Below are 12704 nucleotides of genomic sequence, written 5' to 3' on the forward strand. Positions count from 1 at the left end.
ATCAATTCCTAGTCATTAGAAAAGAAGTTTTTATCAACTTCATAAACAGTATATTTTTTAATTGGTGCAATAGCCATTTCATGTTGTATTAACAGGTCAACTAACATATCCCCATCAACTAAAGTGATTGACATACCTTGAACAGCTCTAGCGTATGTTTGAGCAGGAGCGGTAAATGCTGATGTAGTAAAAAACACTCCTTTTCTAGCCCCTTCCCCAACCATAGCCCCTGCAAAATCACGTACCTCCTTTGGAGGTACTTTAGTATTTGTATATCTTTTGGCTTGGACATAAATGTTCTCAAGGCCCAACTTATCTTCACTTATAACCCCATCAATCCCTCCATCACCGGCGCCCCCAATGGCTTTACCAGCTGTGGTTTCGTTCCAGCCATACCCCATTTTCATAAGTAAATCTACGACTAGCTTTTCAAAAAAGGCTGGGTCTTCTGACTTTATCATAGTCAAAAGTTGCAGTTTCAGGTTATCTAAGTGGGTTTTATAACCATTATGTATTACTTCTTCTACTAACAGTTCTTTTGATGAATCTACATTGCTCACGTTATCGCGAATTGGCTTAGATTGTGAGTTGTATAAGGAATATACAGGCTTCTTATTTGGGCTTTTATTATCTGAGATAACAAATAATTTCACTGGACTAGCACTAGGGAAATCTAAATTATAACAATGTTTTCTCAGCTTGCTTCGGACTACCGAACAGGGATCTTTAGCCCCAAATGTAAATAAGTTTTCTTTCTTAATAAGATTATATATTTGTACATGTGTCAGCGCACCTCCGTTATCCTTTAGAACTTTTTCAATCGCATCAATTATTCTCATTTAATAACTCCCAAAACGCCTTATCTTTAATCCGCTTAATTTGTTTTTCACCATCAATATAAAGGCTGGTGTGTTTTTCAAGTTCACGGATGTTTTTCATCAGCAGCTCTTGCTCTGACTTATCATCTTTGTTGAATATGCCTTTAATATCTTGGGTTTTTATTTGCGCTACGCGATGCACAATCCAGCTTAAAATGTACGCTGAATAATCGTTTTCACTGGTTTTGAAATGTGTGATATCTTGGGTTGATAAAATAACGCCAACCCCGTATTCACGGCCTTCTTTTAGTATTTTGCGAAGGCTCGGGAAGTTTTGCGACATAAAGTTATCGGCTTCATCAACAAGTACTAGCTTAGTAACTTGTCTAAAGTCACCTTGTACTTCTGGCTTACCTTGTTTTTGCATTTGCGAGTAGAACAAATCGAGGGTAAGCGCAACAACAAGATTTTGTATTTCACCTGGGTAGCCCGCCAGCTCAACTACGGTAATACCGTCTACAAGATCGTAAAGCGACATGCACTTACTGGTATCGTCTTCAAATATTTCAAGCTCACAGATGCTTTCTAGCGCTGCGTAGAGTGAATCTTCCGCTGGTTCGCTATCTAAAAACAATGACCACAAATCAGCCATGGTCGGTGCGGCTTTACCCCATGTGGATTTATTCGCTTTATGAATACCTGCTAAGTCGTAAGCATCACCAATTAATTTCCGTAACTTAAGCTGCTGCTTAGTGCCTAAGTTAAACGCTTTGCCCATAGTCTCTGAAAAGCCCCGAGCTGTGTGCACTGGCAGCATGGGCGTATCACCAAACAAACTAAGTGGGTTATATGGCAATTTATGTAAGTTAAACTTTTTACCATTGGTAGCATCAATAAACTTATCGTCTACATAATCCGATTTGTAATCGAAAATGAGTATGCCTATTGGCTTACCATCAACATTGTTATGCTGATTACGATAAAGCTGAGTTACGACCGACTTAGTACACTGAGTTTTACCCGTGCCCATAGTGCCAATAATACCTGAGTTGGTATTCATAAATTTAGCGGTATTGGTTGGCTCCCAGTACACAGGCTCATTATTTTGCATAACATGCCCAACAAGCACTTTTAATGAGTCTGTAGACGCTGCCTTTGCCACAATGCTTGACGCTGCTTCTTCGGCAACTTTAGGTAGAAGCTCATCTACAGGTTTTGGTTTGTCAGGGTCTACTTTATCGATTGGCTTTATAGGTGTCACACTGCTTTTATTTACTGCTTCACCTTCAAGAATATATTGCTCGGGTATATAACAAAGCTCACTACTTTGAATATTGCTAAGTAGTGCCTGCAAAGGCGTGCTTATAAATCGATTTAAGTTAGCACTTGGTAGTATGATTTGTAAAATATCGTCTTCAACGGTGTATTCTTCTTTGGCAAAGTCGGCATTTTCAAAAAATGCCATCATAAAGCCTTGCGGGTAGTCAGCTAAATCGGCAACTTGGTAATCACCTTGTAACCACCATTCACGATTATTTTGTAGCTCGTTAAAGTAGTCATTCTCGTACACTTTGTATAATTCAAACTTATCAACTTGCATCAATACTTGACGAATAAACAAGCCTCGGTATAAATGCCCTGCTAGATCGTTACGGCCAAATAAGTTTTCGACTAAGTAACGTTTCAGCTCTTTAGCTTGTTGAATGCCTTTACCATGTGTGCGTTTTTTACCAATTTTAACTTCAAGCGGTAGCAAGTACATGTTGCTACCTTTAAAGCCAACAAATAAAACGTCGTCAGAAATTGCGCCGCTTTTTATGTTTTGAGAATAGCGCGAGAAGTCGCTATCACTCATTTTTAAGCCAATATTGCCTGCTACACGGAGCATTTCGGCTACACTCATTGGCACCCATGTTATATCGCTTTGATGCAGCAAACAGTTTACGTATTTATAGGCACCTATTATGCTTTTTTTCTCTTTGCGGTCGTTGTCGTTACTGGTGATCATTTTAAGTAACCACTCACCATTAAACGCATTAAACTCGTCTATTAAACCTTTAATACCTTGCGAAAGTACCTGGTCGTATAAGTCTCGACGCTTGGTAACGGTTATCGCATCGTAATTTGCTGAGTTAGTAAAGTTGTCTGAGTAGTGAATAAGTACGGCATCTTTTTGGCCTTTAAAAAACTCAAGTGTTACTTTAGGGTCAATAATCACTGTCCAGACTGAATTTTCATAAACGCGTTCAAGCAGCTCTGACAGTTGTCCCGCTACTTTTAAACCTAAACCATTACTGGTTTCGTACTTTTGCCCGCACCACGCAGCTTTAGCTAAACTGTTAAACTGACTACTCAGTTTTAAAGTTGCAGTACTGTCAACATCGAGTTTATTTAAACCAAAGGTTGTAAAGTAGGTGTTTTGCTCTTGATATGCGGTTTCGCCTGCGAGTAAGCCATGACAGGCAACGCCGGTTTTTTCGGTAAGTACATCAACAGGTACTGGCTCTACTGTGGTATCGTTACGTACAAAGCTAATGTGTGCATAATTAAATACTGACTCTTGTGCATTTAATTTAAACTTACTATAAGTTATGCGATTTTTAAGCATATCGGCAATAGCATCGGCTTTGTCTTTTTCACTACCCAGCTCTGCTAACTCTTTTAGTTCGTCGTAACTTGGCGCATCTGCAAAATCATCAAAGTAAGTACGTTGCAGTGATTTGTCGTAAATATTTACGTGAATGCGGTTTGCTTCGTCTGCGGATTTCTTTTTTAGGTAATCAACTAAGCCTAAAAATAGCGCGGTGTTGTTACCATTATTGATAGAGTTAATATAAACGGTTTCTTTACCGCCTTTATCAAAAAGAACATCAAACGCTTTTGTAAACTCACTTGTTTTTTGCCTTACTAATGGGCGTACATATTCAAGTGCTGCTTTTTTGTTAGAAACTAGTTTGCACCACATACGGTTCTCGGGCACAGCTTGGTTGTATGCAAACCCGTCTGTTGCATGCCATACAAATGGTAATAAGCCTTCTGCATTTAAACGTTTAATTGTGGCATTTGGTAACGTATTAAAGCTATTGTCGTTTTCATCACTCGCACAAGCAACTAGTTGGGAAAAGTATGCGAGAGTTAACGGGTGCAGCGGTGTTATGTATTCTTGCTCGTCAAACTCAGCTATACCTATATTTACCAGCATATTCGCTTGCGGAGATAACAGCGATTTGGTTTCTAATTTATCAACTTGCGCTAAGTAGCACTCAACAACTTTATTTGCTAAACCTAAAAACTCGGTCCCCCACGAGCAAGAACTTATGAGTGCCTTTCGCTCGTCTAGGTAATCAAATAGTGATTGATAAGCTACAAATAAATCTGGGAATGCGCTTTCAATATTTTCTAATGTAACTTCTGGCCTACCAGCAGTTTGTGTTGCAAGTATGCGCTCATCTTGTAGTTTTGCTTCCCAATTTAATAGGTTTTTACGCATACCAGTTGGGTTTAAGTCTTTCCCGTCAATAACGACTTTTTCTTTCGCGCGATTGTATAAGCCATTGAAATTATCATTGTATAGACGGTTGAACAGGTTGGTATCAAGCACTAGTGGTAGGCTTAATGTATCTGACGAAACAGCGCCATCTACTTCAAAATTAAGTACGTGCGATCCACTTTGAACTGCAAAGGTTAATGTGTCTGTTTCATTGGCAAACTGTGCAAAATCGACAACCTGTGTTTGGTCAACTAGGAAAGTTTGGTTTGATTGAGTAACTTTTGCAGGAGTTCCTTGTTCAGCAACCTGTAAAACCCCGGCATTTGTTTGCAAAGTTATAAGCTGCTTACGTGGTACGAGCAAAAAGCTATCAGCTAAATCATCAAGAAAAAAAGCGCCCTGTGGAATAACTAAAACTCTGTATTTAAAACGCTCTTGCGGTTTTTCGCGTTTAAAATCAACACTAAAATAAAGCGGTTGATTATTAAACGTTCCCGAAATTTCAGCAATACTACGTTTTTGAGACCGATTATTTACATCAAGAGTAATTTGTTCTTTAGTGTGCTGTAGTTTTAATTCATTTTTTTGAATTTTACCACCCACAAAGCTCGCTTCAATTTTAAAGTCAGTTTTATCTGCTGGCATTTGAATGATTAAATGGCGTTCTTTTTTGTTTTCACGCGCTATAAAATCTATATCTGTGACTATCTCACTTTCAAACGACAGTAAGTTTTCTTTATTGTCTCGGCGCTCTTTTATGATTGCGCCAAAATCGAGCTCTTCCCAATTTTGACCATCTGCAAAATGAGTACTCACAAACTTTTCGCTAAGATCTAAATCGCCCAGCTTTTCGACAAGCTCTTGCGGGTACTTTTCAACTATCTCGCTAATATTGCCGTATAACTGGTGGTTTTGTGATAAACGTTTATCTATTTGGTCTGTATCATCCCAGCTTACAATGGTGTTATCGTTAAATAACCCTAATTCACAAAATTGAATAATGCCATCTTCTAACGCATCATAAAGCTCAGTAAAACCAAACATGGTTGCACCGTCTTCAATAATGAGCTTAAAGCGATGATCGAGCAGGCACTGCGATACTTTATCAGTACCGCTTATTGACGAAATTAGCTCACTGAGTGATTTTTTTATTGTTGAGGGATGCCAAACTTCACCAGATTTACCTAAATCACGTGCTGAATTAATTAGTGTATCCAAATAAGAGTTGTGAATAACGAGTAATGCGCAGTTTTTTAAAGGGTCGTCTTGCGCTGATACTAAATCGCGTAAATGTGAGATAAAGTTTTCACTCAGCCCTTGTGCGCTTTCGCTATGTACAACAGGTATTAACGTAGTTTTACCAAAAGTAATAGCGGGCAGCGTTTGGTTTATGTCATTAGTTTTCAATTCAACGCTTGTATCTGCCTTATTAAGCATTGCCTGATAAAGCTTTAAACTATTATCACTATCTGGCGAGCGAAACTGAAAGCGGCTTTCACCTTCAAAACCTTTAGTTGCCCACTGGCAAAAGTGTTCAACTAAGAAGTCTTCATATAGTTTTTTTGACATAAACTGCATCTCCGCTATCACTCATTCTTTCTACATTACCCATTCTTTCAAACAAATCGATTAAGCATTCTTCACTGCTTTTATCAAAAAACACACCGCGTTTTTGAAACTCAATTAACAGCTCATGGAGCCTTAATTTTTCACTTTCACCTATACATAAATTTGTGAGCAACAGTAGGTAGTCTTGATTTAATACTAAAAAAGATCCTGCTCGGCGGCGGTTTTGTTCAAACGGCTTAATTAAGGTTTCGCGGGTGGCTTTTACAAAGTTGTTAAACGCTGTCTCGCGTGTTGTGCCCTTTTTAAACTGTTCAACAAAAAGCTGAGTTAAATGATTAATAGACTCGTCTATAGTGGTTGGTTGTTTCTGCTGACTCGTTAAATTTCTATCAATATAAAATTTATTAGCATAAGAATTTAACCCCTCAATGTCGGTATCCTTAATCTCATCCATTAACTGCCACAGAGGGTTAATAGCAGTTTTTGTATCTTGTAAACTTTCATTTAATGATAAATAAGGAAACAACGCATAACTAGACTCAATAACTTGTTTGTGCCCATGTAACTGCAATTTAGTGCGCTCTTTACTGGCTTTTTCACTGTCTAGAATAAAGTAACAAGGTTTTACCTCGGGTTTTTGCGCCCAGCCTTTTATATTTAGCGACAATTGCGCCGTATACAAAAAGCCGTACAACTTTAAAAAGGCCTTAATATTTTGTAAAAAATGTTCTGGATAGCTAACTAAGAATTTAAGATCTTGCTGAAATCGTGCTGACAAAAAAGGCAGGTAAGCAATATGTTGCTTGCGTATTTTCTGATTTTTATTAGTAACAAGTGGCGAGTCAAAAACCTTTTTTACTTCTTGCTCTAAAAAATTAAGCTGCGCTTTTGGTGCATTAGCGACTTCAACATCACCCATTAAACTATTAAATAATGACGTAAGCCGCTCATCACCTGAGTTACTTTTATCTGGGTTTAATACTTTTAACACTTGCATTTCAGGCGCTATATTTAAGACCTGCTCGTTATCAAAATACATTTTTTCGATAACATGCCAAAACGGTTCGCCATCTAACTTATTGGTAAAATGCGTTTTACACAGCTTTTTAAAGTCGTCGAGTGACTCAATGTTTTTTTCCAGTTTAAGACTGTGTAGAGACTTGATGAAAAAACCAACGACCGTTTCCCAATCATACTTATTGTTAGCGCTATTAGCTGAAACAGGGAAATAACTAGCAGCACTATTATTTTTTGGCTTTAACTCTTCTAATAATGGCATTTATTAACCCTCATTAACCATAATGTCTTCATCATCAAGTTCTAGGTGATATTTACCATCTACACCTGTAATGACTATTTCTTTGGCGGCCTTTGCCTGCTGTACGATTTCTGCGGCTAATTCATCTAGCAGTATTACCGAGTTTTTGTCATGCTTATTAGGTCGATAACCATTGTTTATATTAATCAGTAGCGACAAAAGGTTAATATTAATTGGCAACTTAAACTTTTTATCTTGCAGCTTTAAATGCGCATTAAAAAATGCACTACTGGTGGTTGTTGATGCAGAAATAGATTTAGAATCCATTGTTAAATCTGCCGGTGCTGCAATTTGGTAATCACCAAAATCAGACAGTAAATAGAACTTTTTACCCAGTTTTGGTGCGTTACGGTTTATATAAGTGCGAATAGCAGCAATTAGCGTATCTCTATAAAACTCTTTTAAGTTATTTTTTTGATTGCTATCGCCATTGTAAGACTTGTGTAATTGGTAAACTGAAAGATAACTTTTGATTAGGGACTCGTTAAAGTCACCAGCAAAGCTTATATGGTAATTGTTAGCAAAGTCGTCGTATTTAAGTAGGTAAAATAAACGCAGATACTGAGCGCCAGTTTCAATATTAGTAATACCTAACTGGTTTAATGCATTCTTGAATACATCAAACTCTTCATCTGGCAAACCTAGATCGAAAGCAAGAATAAACCGGTCGATTTCTTTGGTACGATGATGCGCGGGGTCAAAATTCTCAATTTTGTTTGCAAGTTCGTTATCTCCACCTGCAAATAAGTTATCAAATAGATACCCATCACCTAATAAAAGCTCATGAACAAAATCGAGTAATGCACGCGCAGTTAAAAATTGATCTCGCATTAAACGCGCTTTAAATAGCAGATCAATAATCACTTTTTGGACAGAAGGTAAACTAAGCAACTCAAAGTTAGCGATTAAACGTAAAGTTGAAATATCGTTTTGGTGCTGCTTTTCTTTTTCGAGAAGTTGTCGAATAATATTGTTATCGGGTTGAGTGATTCTTTGTAATAGCTTTTCTGCAAAATCACACTTATAACCATCTTCACCTATTTCAAATTTTGGATAGTCTTCAAAGTTAATAAAAATAGCAGTGTCATCTTGGGTATTTTTATTTTTAAGATATTCACTAATTTTGCTACGTATTAATTGATTTTGACCTTCTTCAGCATAGTTTCCTAGCATACCAGCGTTTATACCAACAACTAACGGGCTGCTTGACGCTTCAAACTCATCAAATACCTTATCTAATGTTTGAATTGCTGTGCCATGCGGGTCAAAGCTGTGGGTAGCATCTAAATGGAATTTCATCCGTGAGCCAAAATTAACTTTAGCTTTTGTTAAAAGCTCTGACTTGCCATCACCACTACTGCCACATAAAAACAATATTTTTTTATCGTTAGCACCAAAACTTGAAATAGTTTTATTAACTGCCTCTTCGATAGGCATTTGGATGTATAAATATGACTTTACATCATCCAAAATATTTTGGTTTATAGTGCTGCGCTCTGTAGATACAGCATAAGGAGATGACTTTGATAAGACGCTGAGGGCTTCTTTCAACCGCATAATTAACCTTTCCAATATTTCGCGGTTTGATAAAACCGCTCCTTGGTTTATTTTTAACTAACTTGGCATTAAGTTAGTATTCATATTGGAACAATCTACATGATAATAAATAAAAAATATAGGCTTTTTAGGTAGATATGTATGATGAATCATACGACGTTGTTACTAATTCCCCAATAACGCGCTTAATTGAGTGCAAACTAGATGTATTTTTCACTCTTATTCCCAACGCATTGATTATAAAAATATAAATTTTTACAGCCCGTAATGTTATTTACATGCTTATACAAAATTTACGACTAAATTTTAAGGCTGGTTTATACTGTACGTATTGCGTCGCTAGCATGAGGGATATTATGCATAGATTAAAAAAATACGGGTTGTATTTGTTAGTAGCCCTCTCTTTTGGGAGTGGGGCTTGCGAAAAAAGGTTTTTTGTCGCGTCGCACGATACCTATTGGCCGCCTTACGTTGTTAATGTAGACGGCCACGCACAAGGTAAAGAGGTAACGGCGCTTTGGCTTATATTTGCGGGGTCGCCTTATTGTGTTCAGGTTGAGTTTTTACCCAATGCAGAGCGTGCATTTGTTGAACAAACTAAAGGCCGAATGGATTTAGGCTGGGCTGCCAGTTTTACTGAAAAACGTGCAGAGCATGTTTATTTTTCGGATAGTTACCGCAACGAGGTGATGTGGTTGTATCAGCATAAAAATAAACAATATAATGTTAAAAACCTGCAAGATGCGCTTGAACAGGGCTACACCGTGGCCGCCCATGTAGGGAGTTATTACGGAGAGCAATTTGAGCACTTAAAAAATATTTATCCAAAACAAATTATTTTTACCGGTGCGGCAAAAACGCGCTTTGCTTTATTGGCTAAACAACGGATCGATTTTATAATTGAAGACCAGTTAGTGGGTGAGTACTTTGTTAGCCAGTCAAACAATATTAAGCAAGTTAATACTACAACTTATGTTAACAAGGGCTCTATTCATTTAATGCTGAGTAAAAATACGTCTACTATGCAAGATGTTATTGAGGTTAATAAATTAATACAAAGCCGTAAGGCACAATTAGCAGAACTGTTTGAAAAATTATAACTAAATACACACTAAAAACCGTTTACAAAAGGCTGTAGTTTGAAAATATTATTGTTTATAACCCTTTTTACTTTTAGTGCATTTAATACCTGGGGATGCACTAAAACGTTAACAGTGGCTACTAACGAAAGTTACTGGCCGCCTTATGTCATTTTAAAAAACAATACGCTGGACGGGGTTGAAATAGACGTACTTAAGGCTATTTTTAAAAGCTCACCTTATTGCTTAAACTTTAGTGTGTTACCTAGCTCCTTACGTGCATTTGAAGAGCTAAAACAGGGCCGTGTTGATTTAATTTTTGCCGCCAGTAAAACGGCAGATCGCGCTGAGTATGCCCACTTTACATTACCTTACCGTGTTGAAAAAATGCTGCTATACACACACGCCAGCTCGCCTAATGTGAATAGCATTAACGAGTTATTTAAAAAATCGCTTACGGTGGGTGTAAACAGAGGAAGTGTTTTTGGCGATGCGTTTGAGCAATTACGCATTCAGTATGCAAACCAAGTGGTGCTTACGGGGGAGTCTAAAAAGCGTTTTATTTTGCTTAACAAACAGCGCATTAATTTTTTAATTGATGATTCGTTAGTGGCGCAATATTTTACAAAACAGTATTCAAACATTAAGCCTGCTGCATTGGTTGAGCCCATAAACGTTAATAATGTGCATTTTATGCTGAGTAAAAAAACGGTTACTGCTGACGATATGGCGGCTATTAATTCGTATATTACTAACAATAAAGCGGTTATTGAGCGTATTTACCAAACCCATCAATAGTTTTATTTATTTAACCTTCCTTATTCACTAAGCAAATTTTTAAAAGCTTTTGCACCGTTAAAGTGCGTTTAAGGTTGGTTATAAATTAGCTGCCTTTTACCTTTCATTAATTGTGGCTGATCTGTATAATTCGCCAGCTAATTTACCCTATTGCTTGATGTTGTTTGTGGCCTTTTGCTACAGCAAGCTCCTGTCAGTACTCATTCTAGGATTACCCTTTTTGATCTCCACCGCAAATATTACGATGCAGTTTGGCGCAGAGCCGTTGTTTGAAAACATTTCAGCTAAATTTGGTAACGGTAACCGTTACGGTTTAATTGGCGCTAACGGCTGCGGCAAGTCGACCTTCATGAAAATTTTAAGCGGTGCGCTTGTGCCTAGCGCGGGTAATGTGTCGATTACCCCGGGGTTAAAAGTAGGTAACCTTAGCCAAGACCAGTTTGCATTTGAGCAATACACGGTGGTAGATGCGGTAATTATGGGCGACGTTGAGCTTTGGAAGGTTAAACAAGAGCGCGACCGTATTTATTCTTTACCTGAAATGAGCGAAGAAGACGGCATGAAAGTGGCCGACCTTGAAAGTGTATTTGCTGAAATGGACGGGTACACTGCCGAAAGCCGCGCTGAAGAAATACTAATAGAAGCGGGTATAGATAAAGAGTTTCATTACGGATTAATGGCAAATGTTGCCCCAGGTTGGAAACTCCGTGTGCTTTTAGCGCAAGCTTTGTTTGCAAACCCAGACATACTGTTACTCGATGAGCCGACCAATAACTTGGATATTCATACCATTACGTGGCTTGCAAACGAGCTGAACAAGCGTAAATGTACGATGATTATTATTTCGCATGACCGTCACTTTTTAAACTCAGTTTGTACACACATGGCCGACATTGATTACGGCGAGCTGCGTATCTACCCGGGTAATTACGAAAAGTATTTAGAGGCATCGGGCCTGCAACGCGAGCAGCTGTTAGCCGAAAACGCTAAAAAAAGTGCTGAAATTGACGAGCTACAAGACTTTGTTAACCGCTTTGGTGCTAATGCCTCTAAAGCTAAGCAAGCCAGTTCGCGCGCTAAAAAAATGGATAAAATTAAGCTTGATGAAGTTAAAGCGTCAAGCCGTATGAGCCCGTCGTTAAACTTTGACGAAGGCAAAAAAATGTACCGCCAAGCGCTTGAAGTTAACAAGCTTGGCCATGGTTTTGATGGTGAAACGTTATTTAGTGGCGGTGAGTTTTTACTAGAAGCCGGTGCAAAGCTTGCGGTAATTGGCGAAAACGGTGTGGGTAAAACTACTTTTTTACGCTGTTTAGTTAACGAGCTTAAAAGTAACGAAGGCGAAATTAAGTGGTCTGAAAATGCGAGCTTTGGTTACTGCCCGCAAGACAGCACTAAAGATTTTGATAACGATTTAACGTTATTTGATTGGATGTCGCAGTGGCGTACTGCTAAGCATAACGATTTAATGGTACGTGGAATGTTAGGCCGTTTGTTATTTACCGCAGACGATTCAAACAAAAAAGCGCGTAACTGTTCAGGTGGTGAAAAAAACCGTTTGTTATTTGGTAAGTTAATGATGCAAGACGTTAACGTGCTTGTAATGGACGAGCCAACAAACCACATGGATATGGAAGCCATTGAGGCGTTAAATAATGCGCTTAAAGACTTTAAAGGTACGCTTATTTTTGTAAGCCATGACCGTGAGTTTGTGTCGTCGTTGGCTACGCGTATTATTGATATTAAAGATAAGCAGGTTATTGATTTTCAGGGTACGTTTGATGAGTACCTTGCAAGCTGCGAAGAGAAAAAAGCATAAACCCTTTGGTGTTTAGTTTAAAAGGCGCTTAGTTAGCGCCTTTTTTGTGCTTGGTTAAATGCATTAGTAAACAAGTAATTAAATCCCCACCAAGAGGTGATTAACTATTGCTCGTGTTTTTTTGTAGCGCTGAGAAGCTTTCACTTCTAACGTGAGCAAGCTCTACGTTTACAAAATAAGTTAACCCTACTTACTTTGGCTACTCATTTACTCCTCATTCGCTTCTCTTTGTGAATCAAGATTTTAAAAGCCCATT

7 protein-coding genes are annotated in these 12704 nt (G+C 38.1%); 3 read left to right on the forward strand and 4 right to left on the reverse strand.

Going from position 1 to position 12704, the window contains the following annotated elements:
• Positions 1-8 precede the first annotated feature (8 nt).
• Genes ACFI34_RS07730 through dptF form a run of 4 tightly spaced genes read right to left on the reverse strand, consistent with a single transcriptional unit; the run spans position 9 to position 8752 of the window.
• Positions 9-839, reverse strand: coding sequence for a restriction endonuclease (locus ACFI34_RS07730; RefSeq protein WP_462673047.1), 831 nt, complete (start codon positions 837-839; stop codon positions 9-11).
• Positions 826-5877, reverse strand: a complete 5052-nt coding sequence (gene dptH, locus ACFI34_RS07735) for a DNA phosphorothioation-dependent restriction protein DptH (RefSeq protein ID WP_462673048.1) — start codon at positions 5875-5877, stop codon at positions 826-828. Before dptH ends, ACFI34_RS07730 begins: the two co-directional genes overlap by 14 nt.
• The gene (gene dptG / locus ACFI34_RS07740; RefSeq protein ID WP_462673049.1) at positions 5858-7156 is read right to left on the reverse strand and encodes a DNA phosphorothioation-dependent restriction protein DptG; all 1299 of its coding nucleotides are present in this window, start codon (positions 7154-7156) and stop codon (positions 5858-5860) included. Before dptG ends, dptH begins: the two co-directional genes overlap by 20 nt.
• 3 nt (positions 7157-7159) lie before the next feature.
• Positions 7160-8752 (reverse strand): DNA phosphorothioation-dependent restriction protein DptF, encoded by a 1593-nt coding sequence (dptF, locus tag ACFI34_RS07745; protein ID WP_462673050.1) that lies wholly within the window; start codon positions 8750-8752, stop codon positions 7160-7162.
• A 356-nt stretch (positions 8753-9108) separates the two neighbouring features.
• Here dptF and ACFI34_RS07750 point away from each other — a divergent pair, with 356 nt between their 5' ends.
• The 3 genes from ACFI34_RS07750 to ACFI34_RS07760 all read left to right on the forward strand — a co-directional run bounded on the left by ACFI34_RS07750 (position 9109) and on the right by ACFI34_RS07760 (position 12448).
• On the forward strand, positions 9109-9852 hold the full coding sequence (locus ACFI34_RS07750) for a transporter substrate-binding domain-containing protein (protein ID WP_462673051.1): 744 nt from the start codon (positions 9109-9111) through the stop codon (positions 9850-9852).
• Between the two features lie 39 nt (positions 9853-9891).
• The gene (locus tag ACFI34_RS07755) at positions 9892-10629 is read left to right on the forward strand and encodes a substrate-binding periplasmic protein (protein ID WP_462673052.1); all 738 of its coding nucleotides are present in this window, start codon (positions 9892-9894) and stop codon (positions 10627-10629) included.
• A gap of 220 nt (positions 10630-10849) precedes the next feature.
• Positions 10850-12448, forward strand: coding sequence for an ABC-F family ATPase (locus ACFI34_RS07760; RefSeq protein WP_462673053.1), 1599 nt, complete (start codon positions 10850-10852; stop codon positions 12446-12448).
• Positions 12449-12704 lie beyond the last annotated feature (256 nt).

The sequence above is a fragment of the Pseudoalteromonas sp. PSi26 genome (assembly GCF_054960575.1).